The sequence below is a fragment of the Massilia sp. DWR3-1-1 genome (assembly GCF_049898325.1).
Taxonomy (GTDB): Bacteria; Pseudomonadota; Gammaproteobacteria; order Burkholderiales; family Burkholderiaceae_D; genus JAFCUW01.
This window is the reverse complement of sequence record NZ_JAFCXL010000032.1, coordinates 18,231-36,928: the sequence shown is the minus strand read 5'-3', so window position 1 is coordinate 36,928 and position 18,698 is coordinate 18,231. Positions and strand designations below refer to the sequence as shown.

Genomic DNA, 18,698 nt, shown 5'->3' with positions numbered 1-18,698 from the left:
ACCGATGAAATCGAGGGCTTTGACCTTGATCTGCTGCCCGAAGATTCCCGCACTCGCTGGGAGCGCCTGCAAGTGGTGTTTTCCCACGCCTGCGATCAGGTACGCCGCGAGCGCGCACCCGGCCTGCAAATGGACCCGCGCGCACCGCATGATGCGCTGTTAGGTCAGTTGCGCCGCCGTGCCAACGACGGCGCGCAGACGCGACCAGAATGGGGGCTCGCGGGCAATGCGGCTTTTCTGATCGCTCCCCGGCACAGAAGCCGTGGCGTTGTGCTGGGCGGGCGCAGTTTCCTGCATGACTATGACGCCATCCAAGATAGTGATGGAAGCGTGCTGGAACTACTGATGACCGCGCCCATGCTGGTCACGCATTGGATCAACTGGCAATACCATGCATCTACCTGCGATCCGCTGCGGCTAGGCAGCGGCAATAAAGTGCTGCACAACGTGGTGGGTGGCAACCTCGGCGTCTTCGAGGGCAACGGCGGAGATCTTCGAATCGGGCTGTCCCGCCAGTCGCTACATGACGGCCAACGCTGGGTGCACGAGCCCTTGCGGCTGACCGTGGTCATCGATGCGCCGCAGGCGGCCATTGAAGTGGTGATCGGCAAGCATGCCGTCGTCCGGCAACTGCTCGACAACGGCTGGCTCCACCTCTGGCGCTTCGCGGTTGCTGGCTTCGAACGTTACGAACATGGAACATGGTCGCCGTTGTGCCTGGAGGTCGAATGATGGCGAAGCCGTTCTATTACAAAGGAAGTCGGGCTGATTGGGCGCGGCTGAAAACGTGCTTCGACAGTAGCCTCGCGCAACCACGTTGCGGCAAGGTGTTCATCAAATTGGATTTGCGCGCCTTCGCTAATCCCAGCCGCATGAAATACATCGAACAGGCTGCAAATGATCTGCTGCAGCGCCTGTAATCGACCTGCCCCGCATGGAGTGTCCCTGGCTTCTGGATCAGCAAGCGGCAACCGGGACTGCCCTGCGCATCGTGTTGGTTGCCAACCCATAGTTATCGCAGCGAAGTGTAGACGTGCAGGCGCAGTGAGAATAGGCGCATCGCTGAGCGGACAGATCGGTCAGCAGCTGGCCCTGTGCATTATGCTTACTACAATCCATAACTCCCTGAAAACTATCTCTGAGGGAGAAGTTCATGAAGCGGTGTGCGCCAAGATGTCTGGTTGAGCTATAGCTCAAGCTGACACACCACGTCTTATGGAGGCGCCGGAATTACTTTAGGGAAACCTCCGGCGTTCAGAAATTAGCGCAATGAGCTTCATGAACGTCATATGATCGCGGGGGCCACAAAAAATGAGTTGGCATGACGAAGCATTCAAATTGGCAAAAGCTCGGCTGCTGGACACGATAAAGGTTTGGAAATGAAAATACTGATCGTTGAAGACGAGCCCAAGACCGCCGCTTTCATCAAACGCGGTTTTCTCGAGGAAGGTTTCGCTGCTGATCACGCTGCGGATGGGCCAGACGGGCTTCATCTCGCGCTGACGGGAGTATATGACCTCATCGTACTTGATGTCATGTTGCCCAAGCAAGACGGCTGGTCGGTGCTTACGCAAATCAAGGAACGTCTGCCCCGCCAGCCGGTGATTCTCCTCTCGGCACTTGACGCCGTTGCTCATCGGGTCAAGGGCCTGGATCTGGGCGCCGATGACTACCTGGTCAAACCGTTTGCGTTTTCCGAATTGCTTGCCCGTGTGCGCAACGCCTTGCGTCGGGCGCCGGCGCAACAACCTGATATCTTGCGTCTGGCCGATCTCGACATGGACTTGGCTCGGCACAAGGCATCACGGGCGGGAAAGCCGCTTGAACTCGCTCCACAGGAATACCGACTGCTCGAATACCTGCTTCGTCATCCCGGCGAGGTGCTGACCCGGACGCGGCTGGCCGAACAGATATGGGACATCAATTTTGACGGCGACAGTAACGTGGTCGACGTCGCTGTGCGCCGACTGCGGCGCAAGGTTGACGATCCGAGCGAGCGGAAACTGATTCACACTCTGCGGGGCGTCGGCTATGTCATCGAAGAACGGCTTTGAGCCAATGGCCGTGATCGGGGAGCACGGCTCGATCGCCTTTCGCCTCACGGTCTGGTACGCGGTCCTTAGCGTGGTGTTGATCGCGTCGGCCGGCAGCATCCTGTACTGGGTCTTGGCGGACCGCCTGCGCCAGGAAGATGACCAATGGCTGGCTGGTCGGATCGCCCAAGTGCGCATTATCCTGTTGTTACATTCCCGCGACACCGCAGCGCTTCAGGAAGAGGTTCATCGCGAGGCCGCGATGCTTCCCGGCTCCTATCTGCGCGTCGTCGATGCCCAAGGCATCAATGTGATAGAGGCACCGATCCCGCATGCCGTCGCGAGCGGACGCCCATTCGCAGATCCCCGTTTCCGCACACGCGGCGACGAACAGGGAGTGGACTGGGCTTCAGGCTCGGGGGAGACGTACCGACTCTTGTCCGCTCGCGTCGGCGTTGGCGCCGGATTTACGGTGCAGGTTGCAATGAACCGGACCAGTGAAGAAGAGGTACTCGCGGCATACCGGCGCATCTTGTGGCTCGCTCTTTCCGCCTCGCTTGCCATCGCCGTTATTGCGGGTTACCTGATCGCACGGCGCGGCCTACAGCCAGTGTCCCGGCTGGCAGCCATCATCGCGGAGCTGAGCGCAGCACAGTTGCACCGGCACGTAGTGGACGACGACTGGCCTCGGGAATTGCAACCGCTCGCCGCCAATTTCGACCAGCTCCTAGTGCGCTTGGATGAGTCGTTCGTCCGAATGTCCCGATTTTCCGCCGATATCGCGCACGAATTGCGTACCCCTCTCCACATTCTTCAGGGTGAAGCGGAACTGGCTCTTTCCAAGGACCGCTCGAAAGAGCAATATCGCGACTGCATCGCGTCGGCTACGGAGGAGTACGAGCGCCTGGCACGGATGGTCGACGCGTTGTTGTTCCTCGCCCGTACCGAACAACCCGACTCGCTGCCTAACAAGCAAACGCTGGTCATTGAGCATGAGGTCGCAGCCGTGTGCGCTTTCTACCAGGCGCTAGCGGACGAGCAAGAAACCACCCTGATCGCTGGCGGCCCGGGGACGGTGCTGGCTGATTCCGCCCTATTGCGCCATGCGTTGGGCAATCTGATCATCAATGCACTAAACCACACTCCAAGCGGCGGGTCCGTTGTTGTCGATGTGACGAAAACATCTGATCGCGCTGTGGAAATCGTCGTCAGCGACACCGGAGAGGGCATTGCGCCGGAGGATTTGCCCCACGTTTTCGATCGTTTTTATCGTGCTGACAGCGCACGCTTCAGGCAGGGCGCTGGCACAGGACTGGGCCTCGCCATCGTCAGGTCAATCATGCTGTTGCACGGTGGATCGGTTTCCATTGATAGCCAACTTGGCCGCGGCACCGCTGCGACACTGAGATTCCCGGCCACGTAACAACGATATGAATCGGGCATTGCAAGATGACCAAACGGTCAGCTTCCGGTCATGTCGTCGCACTACTTTCTTCGCTATGATCGCGTCCACATGTAGTCGGCACGCAACCTCAGCGCACGATTTTTCCCATTTCCTGAACAGGCACCGATAGCGATCGGTCCGACCTGAATCCCATTGAAAGCGATGAAATTAATGGAAGAGTTTTTAATCGCTCAGTTTGATATCTCATTTATCGATGTCAGCGCCTATATTGGCCTGACGGCCGCCGGCATCATGACCCTAAACCTTTTCATTGGGCTCCTGCTTTCGGTGCACTACAACACCGAACTGCGGTGGCCTCATCGGCGTCTTCCACTGCTGGAACTTCACAAATGGTCCGGTTACAGTGCTCTATTTATTTCGCTGCTGCATCCCGCGTGGCTACCATTGGCGAAAGCGGCGAACTACACGGTTCTTGCGGTCTTTTTCCCTTTCATCACGCGCGAGCAGCCGATCTTGACGAGTTTGGGTGCGCTCGCGGCGTACACACTGATATTTGTCGTGGTGACTGCGTACCTGCGAAACCGATTCAAATATACGTTGTGGAAAAAACTGCACTACGCAAGCTATGTCGTGATCGGCTCATTTCTGGTCCATGGAATTTTCACCGAACCGTCGTTGAAACAAAATGCAGTAATCGACTACTTGGATGGTGGAAAGCTATTTATCGAAGCTTGCGCTCTTGTCTGCGTCAGTCTCGTTGTCTGGCGCGTGACATATGGGACCAAGCTTCGTGCGTTCAATGCGGCGCAACAGCCGGAAGCGCCTTCCTGGCGTGGTGAACTGGTCATTCACTCGATCATCGATCTGCGCGATGACGTCAAAATGTTCCGCCTGGTGAACCCGCGTGGCGGGGATCTGCCTTTTACTTTTTTACCCGGACAGTCTCTGAGATTTCGACTCAAGCAGGACGACAGCGTGTTTACCCGCAGTTACAGCATCTGCTCGGCACCAGACTCAAAAATTTTTTGCGACATAGCTGTGAAGCGCACGAGCGACGGCAAAGGGTCGGCCTATCTGTACAGCATGACGCAGGTAGGGCAACTCTTGACATGCGATGGCCCGCACGGCACTTTCACGTTCACTGGCGCAGGTTCCGATGGCGTCGTTCTCATCGCTGGCGGTATCGGCCTCACGCCGTTGCTATCGATCGTCCGCCATCTGGTGAACCAGAAGTGGCCGCACGACGTGTTTCTTCTGTTTGCCGTGAGTACCCCGGCGCATGGGTTGTTCGAGGAAGAACTACACGCACTCGCCGAACGGTATCGGCATTTCCACTACTTGATTTTGCCATCCCGAATCGATGGGACGGAATGGCCCGGTCCAAGCGGTCGCTTGCAGTCTTCTCATCTTGTGGAACTCGCCCCTCAGATTGCGCGCCTTCCTGTCTACCTATGTGGTCCTGAGCCAATGATGGCGGCAACAATTTTCAGCCTTCGCAGTTTGGGCGTGGAAGAAGCACAAATCCATACTGAATCATTCGGCGGCGCAATCATTCACGACGACGCGCTACGCGCCGCGACCATCTTTTTTGCAAAATCCAAGAAAACCGGGTTGGTCACTGCCGGCGGGACGCTGCTTGACGCCGCAGAAGAATACGGCGTACCGATCGAGTCGCTGTGCCGAACAGGGGTCTGCGGAACATGTAAAGTCCAACTGATTTCAGGTGAAGTCAAGATGCACACCGACACATCGCTTACCGCACGGGATATCCGCGATAATCTCGTCCTCGCTTGCCAGGCACGGCCGACCACATCAAAAATAGAAATCGCATGTTAACCCTACAAAAAATCACGAGAGCACGATGAAAAAATTCCAATATGGATGGGTTGTTTTTGGTCTGCTCGCCACTGCCGGCACGGCGCAATCGGAAGAGTTCACAGGTCAGTATCTCGCCACAGGCAATCTCTCGACCCAGTCGCGCCTGATGCCCTCACTGAATAGTCGGCTGACAGCGAATTATGCGCCACCCGCCCTGACGGGCAATGTCGATTTTCGTCTGGAGCGCTACACAGAGAACTCGTATCACACCGTCGATGGGAACATGACGCGCGAGCGGAAGTTTGAAGCGCAAGTCAATTTCAACTTCCCACTCACCGAACATTTTACGGCGACGGTCGGGGCGTTGCGGCATGAAAATTACACGTTTCGGGACAACTATAATTGGGCTGTGGCGGGCTTGTCATGGTCTGGCGATATCGCAAAAAACTTGAGTCTCACCACAGCGCTGTTAGCTGAAAAGCGTAACGGTGGTGGTCGCACTTTTTATGATCTGTCCGGAACTGCCGAGCACCGTTTCAATGAGAAGTATGGGGCGTTTGTCGCCGCTCATATTTACGAAAATTTGGGCGAGTTCGACGCATCGCCATCTCGTAAACGCGAGTTCGAGACGGGCATAAATTACTACATTAGTAAACGGTATTTTGCCGGAATTTCCTACTTTTATCATCAGCAGGTTGGCGATCCGACCGACCGGTTTTCGTTCGTGAAACTGAAAATTGGCGTAAATTTCTGAAAAACTGCGTTCTGGACGAGCAGCTTTAATATATGGTTTCATGACGATGACAAAAAAATGACAACAAAGAACATCGGCAGCACACTCAAACAAATCCCATTCGGGATCTGGATGCTGGGATTTGTGAGCATGCTGATGGATATTTCCTCGGAAATGGTCCATAGCCTGCTTCCCTTGTTCATGGTCGGCACGCTCGGGGCCAGCGCCCTCGTTGTTGGCTTGATTGAAGGACTTGCCGAATCCACCGCCCTCATCGTCAAAGTGTTCTCGGGAGCGTTGAGCGACTACCTCGGCAAGCGCAAGGGCCTGGCATTGTTCGGTTATGCGCTGGGTGCGCTGACAAAGCCACTTTTTGCGGTGGCGAATACAACCGGCATCGTACTTACGGCTCGTCTACTGGACCGGGTAGGGAAAGGTGTGCGAGGGGCGCCCCGTGACGCGTTGGTCGCTGATATCGCTCCACCACACCTGCGCGGCGCCGCTTTCGGCCTGCGCCAATCGCTTGACACGGTGGGGGCATTCCTCGGCCCACTGCTTGCGGTCGGATTGATGCTTTTGTGGGCCAACGATTTCAGGAAGGTATTTTGGGTTGCGGTAATTCCGGGCCTGCTGGCCGTTGCGCTGCTTCTGTTCGGTGTGCGCGAACCAGTGCAGCATCAAAACGGCAAACGTACAAATCCTATCCGCCGAGAAAACCTAACACGTCTTAGCGCCCGTTATTGGTGGGTAGTTGGGATTGGCGCGGTATTCACCTTGGCCCGTTTTAGCGAAGCATTTCTTGTCCTGCGCGCTCAACAAAGCGGCATCCCGGTTGCGTTTGTGCCACTGGTGATGGTAGCGATGAATTTGATTTATGCCGCCTCGGCGTATCCATTCGGAAAACTGTCGGACCGCATGAGCCATACGAAGTTGTTGGCGCTCGGGCTTGTCGTCCTGGTGGCCGCCGATCTGATTTTGGCCGCAAGCGATCATTGGGCGGTGGTATTAAGCGGCGTCGTGCTTTGGGGCGTTCACATGGGGATTACACAGGGACTCCTGGCAACGATGGTCGCCGATACGGCACCGGCTGATCTGCGCGGCACAGCCTATGGCGTGTTCAACTTGATGAGCGGCATCGCCATGCTGATAGCAAGCGTGTTGGCAGGCCTGCTATGGGATCGATTTGGGGCGTCGTCAACGTTCTATACTGGTGCCGTTTTTTGCATGGTGGCCCTGATTGGGCTCGCCAAGTATGGTTCCGGCGCGATCCACGACTGCGCTACCTCTCCCCCTAAGTAATACACCGATGCAAGCCAGAATGGTGCAATCACAGCTAAGCAGGGAAACTCATGCCAGTCAGCTTTCTCTCGAACGACCAGCGCGACAACTATGGACGTTACGCTGGGCCACCTTCGCCCCATGACCTTGCGCGGTATTTTCACCTGGACGATACTGATCATGTGCTTATCGCGCAAAAGCGCGGCGCGCACAATCGGCTGGGCTTCGCCGTTCAGCTCGGGACGGTACGCTACCTGGGCACGTTCCTTGACGACCCGTTAGCCGTGCCTCAGCCTGTGCTATCGACGCTGGCCAAGCAGCTGCGCATCGAGGCACTAGATAAGGCGAGCGCCTACAGTGCCGGCGAGCAGCGCTGGCAGCACGCGACGGAAATTCGAGCATCCTATGGCTACGTTGAATTCACGGAACCCCTGATCGCGTTCCGCCTGACCCGGTGGCTATATGCTCTTTGCTGGACCGGCACCGATCGGCCGAGTGTACTGTTTGAGCGCGCCACAACATGGCTGATGACGCACAAGGTACTGCTACCAGGCTGCACGACGCTCGAACGGTACGTTGCGCGCCTGCGCAGCCGCGTAGAGGAGCGTTTATGGCGCTCGCTTGGGAATGGGATCAGCCTGAACCAGCAAACGCGCCTGGAAGCTCTCCTGGTATCTTCCGGCGGCATTCGGAACTCGCCGCTGGATCGCCTGCGTACCGGGCCGGTGGTTGCCAGCAGCCGGTCGATGAGCCTTGCGCTCATGCGGTTGCAATCGGTACGTGAGCTTGGCATCCGGCTGCCGGCTGCCACGCGCATCCCAGCTACGCGGGTCGCGGCCTTGGCCCGGTTTGCTGGCGCCGCCAAGGCCAGCGCAATCCTGCGCATGCCGTTACTGCGCCGCACAGCAACCCTGGTCGCGTTCGTGCACTGCCTCGAAGCATCGGCACAAGATGATGCCCTGGAAGTGCTCGAGGTCATCCTGCGAGAGCTTTTCGGTGACGCCGTGAAGGCGGACAAAAAATCGCGCCTCCGTTCGCTCAAAGACCTTGACGAAGCGGCGGCAATCCTCGCGGGCGCTTGTCAAATGCTGCTAGACGATGCCGTGCCGGATAGTGAGCTACGCAAACAGCTATTCGCGCGGATTTCGCCTGACGCTCTCGTCCTGGCCCTCGCAGGCGTCAACAAGCTGATTCGACCAACCGACAATGTTTACTACCAGGAGCTGGACGCCAAGTACAAGACCGTCCGCCGCTTCCTCCCAGCGCTGGCCGAGCACATTCACTTTGGCGCAAATGCCGCCGGCGCGCCGTTCGTCACAGCTTTCGCCTGGCTTCGCGCAAACATGACAGTGAAAAGGCCCGGTAACGATGCACCACGCGACATAATCACCAGGCCTTGGCAACGCCATGTGCTGCGCGAGGGTGACACCATCGATTTCCATGCCTACACTTTCTGCGTGTTGTCCGAACTGCGTGTCGCGCTGCGGCGGCGCGACGTGTTCGTGACCCCGAGCTGGCGTTACGCCGATCCGCGCGCCGGCTTGCTCGATAGCGCGGAATGGGAATCCACGCGTCCGATCATTTGCAGGACGCTGGGTCTTTCGGCGGCGCCGGGGCCAACCTTGACCGCCTTGGCTGATGAATTGGGCCGCACCTACCAGGCGGTAGCCGCCAGGTTGCCCGACAATCCGGCCGTCCGGTTTGAGAAAGTCGGCGACAAATACGAACTGGTGCTCAGCCCATTGGACAAAATGGACGAGCCGGCGTCGTTGATCGCGCTGCGTGCCAGGGTCATAGGCATGCTGCCGCGCGTCGATCTGCCAGAGCTGATCCTGGAGATCGCCGCCCGCACCCACTTTACGGACGCTTTCACCCACATATCGGAGCGCACTGCGCGCGCTTCCGATCTGCATGTGAGCATCTGCGCGGTGCTGATGGCCGAAGCCTGCAACACAGGACCGGAGCCCCTGATCCGCGGCGACATACCGGCACTCAAACGCGACAGATTGTCGTGGGTGGACCAGAACTACCTGCGCGACGATACCATTACAGCGGCAAACACCATACTGGTATCGGCGCAGGGCCGTTCGGCGCTGGCCAGCGTGTGGGGCTGCGGCGAAGTAGCGTCCGCCGACGGAATGCGGTTCGTGGTGCCGGTGCGCTCGGTGCATTCCGGGCCCAACCCGAAATACTTCGGCGTCGGGCGTGGTGTGACTTGGTACAACCTTATATCGAACCAGTTTTCAGGACTGAACGACATCACGGTGCCTGGCACGCTACGCGACAGCCTGGTTCTGCTGGCCGTCGTCTTGGAGCAGCAAACCGACCTTCAGCCGACCCAGATCATGACCGACACCGGCGCCTACAGCGATGTGGTTTTTGGGCTGTTTCGCCTGCTTGGATATCGATTCAGTCCGCGCCTGGCCGATGTCGGCGGTACGCGGTTCTGGCGGATCGACCCGAAGGCGGACTACGGGCTGCTCAATTCTGTATCTACACAGAATATCAGCCTGCAAAAGATCGAGCCGCATTGGGACGACATGCTGCGCTTGGCCGGCTCGCTCAAGCTCGGCCGGGTGCCGGCTGCCGGCATCATGCGCACGCTCCAGGTCGGAGAGCGCCCGACCCGGCTTGCTCAGGCCATCGCCGAGTTCGGCCGCATCGACAAGACCTTGCACACGCTCACATACATCGATGACGAAGCGAAGCGTCGAGGCACGCTGACTCAGCTCAACCGTGGCGAGGGGCGACATAGCGTCGCCCGCGCTGTTTTCCATGGCAAGCGCGGCGAACTGCGGCAGCACTACCGTGAAGGGCAGGAGGACCAGCTCGGTGCGCTCGGCCTGGTGCTCAACATGATCGTGCTGTGGAACACAAGCTATATGGAGGCCGCATTGAACCAGCTTCGCACGGACGACTTTTCGGTCCGGGATGAGGATGTGGCGAGGTTGTCGCCCCTACTGCATGAACACATCAACATGCTGGGTCGGTATTCGTTCTCAGTACCGGACGCGGTGGCCAAGGGCGAGATGCGGCCGTTGCGCAATCCAGCGATCGACGAGTAGGCCAGAAACCGGCCTTAACCCGGTTTTCCGTTCCACTGCACCTTAAACCCCTTAAACGTGCGCGTGGGCAGGGCCGATCGGCGTATCTTGTGGCCGGAGCGGGCGCCTGCCACTGGCCGTGGCGCCCGCCCACTGGCCATGGGAGGTCCGTATGCAAGCGATCCTGAGTGCTGTGTTCGATAATCGCCGCGACGCCGAGGCGGCCATCGACGAATTGCTGCTGGCCGGTTTCAGGCGCAGCGCCATCCACCTGGGCACGGGCGACCCGACCGGCGCCGACAGTCCGCTGACGGGCAACGGTGGCCCGGCCACGGGCGCGCCCGCGCCCGGGGAAGGCGGCGTGGGCAATTTTCTGCACACCCTGTTCGGCACCGACAACAGCGAGTTCGTCCAGCAGATCGACGGCGCCGTCACCCACAGCCACCTGGTGCTGACCGTGCTGGCGGCGCCGGCGACACTGGCCGGCGCTGTCGATATCGCCGTGCGGCACCGGCCGGTGCGGCTCGAGACGCGCACGCCGGCGAGCGGCGCGCCCACCCAGTTGCAGGACCAGCCGCCCGGCGGCGACGCGCGCGCGGCGCCCGAGCAGGCATCCTGGCGGCGCCACCATGCCGACAGCCATGGCGACGACGATCCGCACTACGACGAATATGCGCCCGCTTACCTCTATGGCCTCGACATGGCCAGCCACGAGCAGCACGGCGGCAAGGAGTGGGACGAGGCCGAGCCGGCGCTGCGCAGCCACTGGCAAGGCCTGTATCCGCACGCGGCATGGTCGACCTTCAAGGATGCCGTGCGCCACGGCTGGCAGCGCCTGCGCAAGCCAGGCAAGGACTAGCGCAGCTCGGTCAAGGGCAGGCTGATGCGGTTGCGGCCCATGTGCTTGGCACGGTACAGGGCGGCGTCGGCGATCGCCACGAGCTGGTGGGCGCTGGTGTCGGCGGCGGCGATGGCGGTGGCGGCGCCGATACTGACGGTGACGCAGCCGGGGCCGGCCGGATTGCCGGTGCCGGTCGGCATGGTCAGTCGCTCGACCCGGCTGCGGATGCGCTCGGCGACGATGGCGGCGCCCTTGAGCGACTGGTTGGGCAGGATCACCGCGAATTCCTCGCCGCCGTAGCGCGCCACCAGGTCGTTGGCGCGCATTTCGTTCGCCACTGCCCTGGCAATGCGCTTGAGGCATTCGTCGCCGCCCAGGTGGCCGTTGGCGTCGTTATAGTCCTTGAAATTGTCCACATCGACCATCAGCAGCGACAGCGGCTGCTTCTGGCGCAGCGCGCGCGCCCATTCGGCGTGCAGGGTGTCATCGAAGCAGCGGCGGTTGGCCAGCCCCGTCAAGCCGTCGCGCGTGGCCAGTTGCTCGAGCGCGGCCTGCGCCAGTTTCTCGTCCGTCATGTCGCGCAGGGTTTGTACCGCCGCCACCAAGCTGCCCGCCTCGTCGTGGATGGGGCTGGCGTCGGCGGCCAGGTAGCGCCGCGCGCCCACCCGCGGCATGTCGCACCAGCTCTCGGCGCACAAGGCGCCGTCCTCGGCAGGGTGGATCGCCGGCAGCGGATACAACTGGCTCAGCTCGCCGCAGCGGTTCTGCATCACCAGGTCGGCCAGGGTGGGCCTGGGGGCCTGGTGAAAGCTGCGCCAATGGTCCCGCGTGCCCAGTACATCGCCGGCAGCGACCCCCGTCAGCCGCTCGCAGGCCTTGTTCCAGATCATCACGCGACAATCCGTGTCGAGCACAAAAGTGGGCACGGCCAGCATCGCCATCAGGCGGAAGCCGAAGGCGCCATTCGGCAGGGCTGGGGCGGCGGGGGGAACGCGGTGGAGGCTTGGCATGGTCGGTCCTGTTTGAGCTTTCAGGTCGGCAATTGATTTCCGACAAGTTCCGATTTTCCTGCAGGGCTACGTCAGCACCTTTGATCCCGCGCAATCAGCCAAGATGTCATGCATCAAGACTGAAACAAAGGGAAGGACATCGACAACAGTGTCCCGCGACCGGGTGCGCTGTCGACGGCGAAGCTGCCGCCCGCCGCCGTCACCCGCTCGGCGATGCCGGCCAGGCCAACCCCGGCGGCACCGGCGGCGGCCTTGACAGGCTGCGCGGCGAAGCCGATGCCATTGTCTCGAATTTCCAGTGTGACATCCTTTTCGCCGTGCCGGAACGTCACCCGCACCGCGCTGGCCTGGGCGTGGCGCACCACGTTCGCCAGCGATTCGCGCAAGATGCGCAGCACGGTCGTGTCGAGGGCGTCGTTGGGTGCGCCGCCTGGCGGCGGCGCCTGCGCGACGAGCTCGTAGCCGATGCCGCTGAGACGGGAAAATTCGCGCAGTTGCTGCTCCATCGCCGCCTGCAAGCCTAGGTGCAGGGCGGCCGGGCGCAAATTGTTGATCACCACCCGCAGCGCGCCGATGCTCTGGTCGACCTGGCCGGCCAGTCGCGCCAGCGTGGCAGGGCAGGGGGCCTGGCCCGCCCCTTCTGCCTGGCACGCCAGTTGCAGCTCGATCTTCAGGGCCAGCAGGTGCTGACCCAGGTCATCGTGGATGTCGCGGGCGATGCGCGTGCGCTCGCTGGCGCGCGCCTGTTCCTGCTGGTGCTGCACGCTTGCCTGCAGTTCGTCCAGCGCCTGCTCGGCGCCGCTGCGCGCCGCCTGCTCGCTGTACAAGCGCGCATGGGCACGCGCCAGCGCGTCGGCGGCGCCCAGGTGGCGCACCAGCAGGCAGTGCACGCCAAAGGCGGCCAGCGCCAGGCCGGCGATGGCCAGCGACAGCAGCGGCTGCGGCGCTTGCGCCGCCGGCCACGCGCCCAGCACGGTCGCGGCGACCGGCACCAGGCTGGCGACCAGGACGGCGGCAACAAGGGCACGGAGGCGGACGTGGTTCATGGCGGCGATGGCGTGAGCTGAAAATCGAGCTTACGGAACTGCGCAGTCGGCCATGTTGTGTTGAGTCAATTTCGATGCCAGTCTGGATGGGATTTCCCGGCCAGCCGGCGCACCGGCGCCCACCGGACACGCCGCTGGCGTTATAATGGTCGGTTGAACACCAAGGATTACCGTGACTTACAGCATCAAAGAGATCTTTTACACCCTGCAGGGCGAAGGCGCGCATGCGGGCCGGCCGGCGGTATTTTGCCGCTTTTCCGGCTGCAATCTGTGGAGCGGGCGCGAGGCCGACCGGGGCGCCGCCGTGTGCCAGTTTTGCGACACCGATTTTGTCGGCACCGATGGCGACGGCGGCGGCAAGTTCCGTGGCGCCGCCGCGCTGGCCCAGGCCATCGACGCCTTGTGGCCGGCCAGCTATCCCGCCACCAAGTACGTGGTGTTAACGGGCGGCGAACCGCTGCTCCAGCTCGACGCCGCCCTGATCGACGCGCTGCACGATGCCGGCTTCGAGATCGCCATCGAAACGAACGGCACCGTGCCGGTGCCGGCCGGGGTCGACTGGGTCTGCGTCAGCCCCAAGATGGGCGCGACCCTCGTCGTAGAGCGCGGCAATGAACTCAAGGTGGTGATTCCCCAGGCAGGGCAAGACCTGGCGGCCTACGAGCACTTGCAGTTCGACCATTTTTTCGTCCAGCCCATGGACGGCCCGCTGGCCGGGTTCAATACCGGCCTGGCCATCGACACCTGCAAGCGCCATCCGCGCTGGAAGCTGAGCTTGCAGACCCATAAACTGCTGCAGATTCCCTGATACCCATTCATGCTCACAATTACCCGCAAACTTGAATTCGACGCCGGCCACCGGATTCCCGACCACAAAAGCCAGTGCCGCAACCTGCACGGGCACCGCTACACGCTGGAAATCACCCTGACCGGGGCGGTCATCGATGTCGAGGGTTCGTCCGACAACGGCATGATCATGGATTTCTCGGACATCAAGTCGCTCGCCAAGGCGCACCTGGTCGATGTGTGGGACCACGCCTTCATCGTCTACGAGAAAGACGAGGCGGTGCGTTCTTTCCTGGCCACGCTGCCGGACCATAAAACCGTGGTGATCGACCGCATTCCGACGGTGGAAAACCTGGCCCGGGTCGCCTTCGACATCCTGCGCGCCGTGTTTCTCGACCGCTTCGGCACCGGCCTGCACCTGCACAAGCTGGTGCTGCACGAAACCCCGAACTGCTGGGCGGAAATCACCGATGCCTGAGATGGAGGCGCACGCTGACGACGGGCAGCGCTTCATGCAGCTCGCCCTCGACCAGGCGCAGCTGGCGTGGCAGGCGGGCGAGGTGCCGGTGGGCGCCGTGGTCGTCAAGGATGGCGTCGTCATCGCCATCGGCCGCAACGCGCCCATCGGCAGCAGCGACCCCACCGCGCACGCCGAAATCATCGCCTTGCGCGCGGCCGCCGCGGCGCTGGGCAATTACCGCCTGCCCGGCTGCGAACTGTATGTGACGCTCGAGCCGTGCCTGATGTGCGCCGGCGCCATGCTCCATGCGCGCCTGGCGCGCGTGGTGTACGGCGCCACCGATCCCAAGACGGGTGCCGGCGGCTCCGTCGTCAATGTGTTCGAACACGGCCAGCTCAATCACCAGACGGCCGTCAGCGGTGGCCTCATGGCCGCCGAGTGCGGCGCCATGCTGCGCGGTTTTTTTGCCGAACGCCGGCGCGCCGCCCGCGCGCCGGCGGCGGCGCCGGCCGACGGCGCGTCGACCGGCTGACGATGGCTGACCCGGGCTGACGAGCCAGGGGCCGCGCCGCGCCGGGCCGATTCGATGGTATGCTCGACGCGACACCATCTTGTCGCCGCCGCCACCATGCCCACCATCACCAACAATGGCATCACCATCGCCTTCGAGACCGCGGGCGATCCCAAGTCCACGCCCGTGCTGCTGGTGGCGGGACTGGGCCTGCAACTGACCGCCTGGCCCGACGATATCGTCGACGGCCTGGTCGAACTGGGCTACTACGTGATCCGCTTCGATAACCGCGACTGCGGGCTGTCGACCAAGCTGGCCGCCGCCGGCACCCCCAGCCTGCCGCTGGCCTTACTCAAGGCGGCCCTGCGCCTGCCCGTACGCGCCCCCTATAGCCTGGACGACATGGCCGGCGACGCCGTGGCGCTGCTGTCGGCGCTGGGGGTGGCGCGCGCCCACGTGGTGGGCCAGTCGATGGGCGGCATGATCGGCCAGTTGCTGGCCGCGCGCCATCCGCAGCGGGTCGCCAGCCTGACCTCGATCATGTCCTCGAGCGGGCGGCGCGGCCTGCCCGGGCCCACCCGCGCCGCCAGGCGCGCGCTGTTGCGGCGCATGCCGGCCGTGCGCGCCAGCGCGCGCGACGGTCCGGCCGCCATGCTGGCCGCGCAGATGCGCCTGGTCGAGCACCTGGTCGGCGTAATGCGCGCCATCGGCAGCCCCGCCTACCCGATCGGCGAACGCCTCTTGCGCGAGCGCCTGCTGGCAGCGGTGCGGCGCAATGTCTGTCCCGAGGGCGTCATGCGCCAGCTCGCCGCCATCATCGCCGGCGGCTCGCGCGCGGCGCTGCTGGCCACCATCGCGTGTCCCACCCTGGTCATCCACGGCGCGGCCGACCCGCTGCTGCCGCTCGCCTGCGGGGTCGACACGGCGCGCCTGGTGCCGGGCGCGCGCCTGGCCGTCATCGAAGGCATGGGCCACGACCTGCCGCCCCAGTTGAGCGAGCGCCTGCTCGCCTTGATCGACACCCATGTGCGCGGTAAGATGGCGCCCGACGCGCTGCCGCGCCTGTTCGAACGCCACTAGCTTGCGCGGCGAGCGCGGCTTGCCCACCATCTTTTCGACGGATCGACGCCCTCTCATGACCATTGCTCCAGGTATTGCCATCATCGCCCCCGCCGGGCGCCCCCAGGACGAGGCGGTCTTGCCGCGCGGCGTGCGCCGCCTGCAGGAGCGGGGCTTCGTGGTGCACGACTATTACCGCCCCGAAGCCGCGTTCCAGCGCTTCGGCGGCACCGACGACGGCCGCCTGGGCCAACTCGAGCAGGCCATCGCCGACCCCGACATCGGGCTGATCCTGGCCATGCGCGGCCAGTACGGCCTGACCCGTCTGCTGCCGCAGATTAATTTTGAAGCGCTCGCCGCCAGCGGCAAGATCGTGGTGGGCTTTTCGGACCTGACGGCGCTGCACATGGGCCTGATGGCGAAAACGGGCGCCATCAGTTATGCGGGGCCCATGTTCGCCGGCGACTTCTGCGGCGAGCACACCGACGAGCTGACGCTGGGCAGTTTCTTTGCCTGCCTGGCCGGTCCCCAGCACGTCATTCGCGAAAGCGTCGAAGGCAATCCCGTGCTCGACGTGGAAGGCCCCGTCTGGGGCGGCAACCTGTCGATGATGGTGTCGCTGCTGGGCACGCCGTATTTTCCCGCCATCGACGACGGCATCGTCTTCATCGAAGACGTCAACGAGCATCCCTACCGCGTCGAGCGCATGCTGCTGCAACTGCTGCAGGCGGGCGTGCTGGGGCGCCAGCGCGCGCTGGTGATCGGCGAGCTGTCGGCCTACCGGCTCAGCGCCGCCGACCGCGGCTACGACCTCGCTGTCATGCTCGACTACCTGCGCGCGACGCTGCCGATCCCCGTGCTGACGGGGCTGCGCTTCGGCCACGGCGCCAGCCGCGTGACGATTCCCTTCGGCGCCCCGGCGCGGCTGGTGTCGGACGGCGCCGGTTTCAGCCTGACCATGCGCGATTACCCGACCTTGTAAAAGCGCGCCAGGCGCCAGGGGGAGGGCGCCGCCATGATAAGATAGCCGGTTAATGAAAATCTTCGCTTAAAAGGTTATACCGTGCTCTCCACTGCCAATATCACCATGCAATTCGGCGCCAAGCCGCTGTTCGAAAACATCTCCGTCAAGTTCGGCGATGGCAACCGCTACGGCCTGATCGGCGCCAACGGCTGCGGCAAATCGACCTTCATGAAAATCCTGGGCGGCGACCTCGAGCCGTCCGCCGGCACCGTCATGCTCGACACCAACGAGCGCCTGGGCAAACTGCGCCAGGACCAGTTCGCCTTCGAAGAGATGCGCGTGCTCGACGTCGTCATGATGGGCCACACCGAACTGTGGAACGCCATCTCCGAACGCGACGCCATCTACGCCAATCCCGAGGCGACCGACGACGACTACATGCACGCGGCCGAACTGGAATCGAAAGTGGCCGAATACGACGGCTACTCGGCCGAAGCGCGCGCGGGCGAACTGCTGCTGGGCGCGGGCGTGTCGATCGACCAGCACCAGGGCCCGATGAGCGCAGTGGCGCCCGGCTGGAAGCTGCGCGTGCTGCTGGCGCAGGCGCTGTTCTCGAACCCGGACATCCTGCTGCTCGACGAGCCCACCAATAACCTCGACATCAACACCATCCGCTGGCTGGAAGACGTGCTCAATGAGCGCAACTCCACCATGATCATCATTTCGCACGATCGCCACTTCCTCAACCAGGTGTGCACCCACGTGGCCGACATGGATTACGGCACCCTGAAGATCTACCCGGGCAATTACGACGAGTACATGCTCGCCTCGACCCAGGCGCGCAACCAGCTGTTGTCGAACAATGCCAAGGCCAAGGAAAAGGTCGCCGAGCTGCAGGACTTCGTGCGCCGCTTCTCGGCGAATAAATCGAAGGCCCGCCAGGCCACCTCGCGCGCCAAGATGATCGACAAGATCAAGGTCGAGGACATGAAGCCGTCCTCGCGCGCCTATCCCTTCGTGCGTTTCGAGGGCGAGAAAAAACTGCACCGCCTGGCTGTCGAGGTGGAAAACATCTCGAAAGCCTACGACAAGCAGCTGTTTAAAAACTTCAGCGTGGCCGTGGAAGCGGGCGAGCGCATCGCCATCATCGGCGCCAACGGCGCCGGCAAGACCACGCTGCTGCGCTCGATCGGCGGCGACTTGTGCCACCTGCAGCCGGACAGCGGTCGCGTCAAGTGGGCGGAAAACGCCAATGTCGGCTACATGCCGCAAGACCCCACCGAAGAATTCGCCGACGGCGCCGTGCTGACCGACTGGATGGGCCAGTGGACCAAGGAAGGCGACGACGACCAGGCCGTGCGCTCCATCCTGGGCCGCCTGCTGTTCGGTGGCGACGAAGTGAAGAAATCCGTCAAGGTGCTGTCCGGTGGCGAAAAGGGCCGCATGATGTACGGCAAGCTGATGCTGGGCCGTCACAACGTCATGCTGCTCGACGAGCCCACCAACCACATGGACATGGAGTCGATCGAGTCGCTCAACATCGCCCTCGACAAATACGCCGGCACCCTGATCTTCGTCTCGCACGACCGTGAGTTCGTCTCCTCGCTGGCCACCCGCATCCTCGAAGTGAAGGAAGACGGCATCGTCGACTTCCCCGGCAACTACGAGGACTACCTGACCAGCCAGGGCATCGCCGCTTAAAAGGGAGAC

16 protein-coding genes and 1 pseudogene are annotated in these 18,698 nt (G+C 62.3%); 15 read left to right on the top strand and 2 right to left on the bottom strand.

What is annotated here, in order from left to right; all coding sequences use genetic code 11:
• The 9 genes and pseudogenes from ACP7EY_RS22440 to ACP7EY_RS22400 all read left to right on the top strand — a co-directional run.
• The coding region (locus ACP7EY_RS22440) for a putative inorganic carbon transporter subunit DabA (protein WP_426197497.1) at positions 1-732 on the top strand (732 nt) is incomplete at its 5' end.
• Positions 702-1,031: pseudogene (locus ACP7EY_RS22435) on the top strand (DUF6671 family protein). The gene ACP7EY_RS22440 and the pseudogene ACP7EY_RS22435, both read left to right, overlap by 31 nt.
• A 348-nt stretch (positions 1,032-1,379) precedes the next feature.
• Positions 1,380-2,054, top strand: a complete 675-nt coding sequence (locus tag ACP7EY_RS22430) for a heavy metal response regulator transcription factor (protein WP_426117040.1) — start codon at positions 1,380-1,382, stop codon at positions 2,052-2,054.
• Positions 2,032-3,456 carry a heavy metal sensor histidine kinase gene (locus ACP7EY_RS22425; RefSeq protein ID WP_426197496.1) on the top strand — a complete coding sequence of 475 codons (1,425 nt, stop codon included), beginning with the start codon at positions 2,032-2,034 and terminating at the stop codon, positions 3,454-3,456. Before ACP7EY_RS22430 ends, ACP7EY_RS22425 begins: the two co-directional genes overlap by 23 nt.
• A gap of 183 nt (positions 3,457-3,639) precedes the next feature.
• Positions 3,640-5,274: a 2Fe-2S iron-sulfur cluster-binding protein gene (locus ACP7EY_RS22420; protein ID WP_426197498.1), complete on the top strand. Its 1,635-nt coding sequence runs from the start codon at positions 3,640-3,642 to the stop codon at positions 5,272-5,274.
• Between the two features lie 25 nt (positions 5,275-5,299).
• A complete protein-coding gene (locus tag ACP7EY_RS22415) occupies positions 5,300-6,010 on the top strand; it encodes a hypothetical protein (protein ID WP_426116953.1) in 711 nt (236 codons plus the stop codon).
• Positions 6,011-6,067: 57 nt separating this feature from the next.
• Entirely contained in the window at positions 6,068-7,288 is a 1,221-nt protein-coding gene (locus tag ACP7EY_RS22410; protein ID WP_426197495.1) for an MFS transporter, read from the top strand.
• Between the two features lie 50 nt (positions 7,289-7,338).
• Positions 7,339-10,332 (top strand): Tn3 family transposase, encoded by a 2,994-nt coding sequence (locus tag ACP7EY_RS22405; protein ID WP_426197494.1) that lies wholly within the window; start codon positions 7,339-7,341, stop codon positions 10,330-10,332.
• A gap of 151 nt (positions 10,333-10,483) precedes the next feature.
• A complete protein-coding gene (locus ACP7EY_RS22400; protein WP_426197493.1) occupies positions 10,484-11,170 on the top strand; it encodes a hypothetical protein in 687 nt (228 codons plus the stop codon).
• Here the strand turns inward: ACP7EY_RS22400 and ACP7EY_RS22395 are convergent.
• Both ACP7EY_RS22395 and ACP7EY_RS22390 read right to left on the bottom strand, forming a co-directional pair.
• Entirely contained in the window at positions 11,167-12,162 is a 996-nt protein-coding gene (locus ACP7EY_RS22395; RefSeq protein ID WP_426197492.1) for a diguanylate cyclase, read from the bottom strand. The genes ACP7EY_RS22400 and ACP7EY_RS22395 overlap by 4 nt on opposite strands.
• Positions 12,163-12,275: 113 nt before the next feature.
• Positions 12,276-13,208: a sensor histidine kinase gene (locus tag ACP7EY_RS22390; protein WP_426197491.1), complete on the bottom strand. Its 933-nt coding sequence runs from the start codon at positions 13,206-13,208 to the stop codon at positions 12,276-12,278.
• Positions 13,209-13,380: 172 nt separating this feature from the next.
• Here ACP7EY_RS22390 and queE point away from each other — a divergent pair, with 172 nt between their 5' ends.
• The 6 genes from queE to ACP7EY_RS22360 all read left to right on the top strand — a co-directional run bounded on the left by queE (position 13,381) and on the right by ACP7EY_RS22360 (position 18,689).
• The gene (gene queE / locus ACP7EY_RS22385) at positions 13,381-14,016 is read left to right on the top strand and encodes a 7-carboxy-7-deazaguanine synthase (protein WP_426197490.1); all 636 of its coding nucleotides are present in this window, start codon (positions 13,381-13,383) and stop codon (positions 14,014-14,016) included.
• Between the two features lie 9 nt (positions 14,017-14,025).
• A complete protein-coding gene (queD, locus tag ACP7EY_RS22380) occupies positions 14,026-14,472 on the top strand; it encodes a 6-carboxytetrahydropterin synthase QueD (protein WP_426197489.1) in 447 nt (148 codons plus the stop codon).
• Position 14,473: 1 nt separating this feature from the next.
• Positions 14,474-14,986: a tRNA adenosine(34) deaminase TadA gene (gene tadA, locus ACP7EY_RS22375; protein WP_426197488.1), complete on the top strand. Its 513-nt coding sequence runs from the start codon at positions 14,474-14,476 to the stop codon at positions 14,984-14,986.
• A gap of 96 nt (positions 14,987-15,082) precedes the next feature.
• A complete protein-coding gene (locus ACP7EY_RS22370) occupies positions 15,083-16,045 on the top strand; it encodes an alpha/beta fold hydrolase (protein ID WP_426197487.1) in 963 nt (320 codons plus the stop codon).
• A 55-nt stretch (positions 16,046-16,100) separates the two neighbouring features.
• Entirely contained in the window at positions 16,101-17,006 is a 906-nt protein-coding gene (locus tag ACP7EY_RS22365) for an LD-carboxypeptidase (protein WP_426197486.1), read from the top strand.
• Positions 17,007-17,087: 81 nt separating this feature from the next.
• The gene (locus tag ACP7EY_RS22360) at positions 17,088-18,689 is read left to right on the top strand and encodes an ABC-F family ATPase (protein ID WP_426197485.1); all 1,602 of its coding nucleotides are present in this window, start codon (positions 17,088-17,090) and stop codon (positions 18,687-18,689) included.
• Positions 18,690-18,698 lie beyond the last annotated feature (9 nt).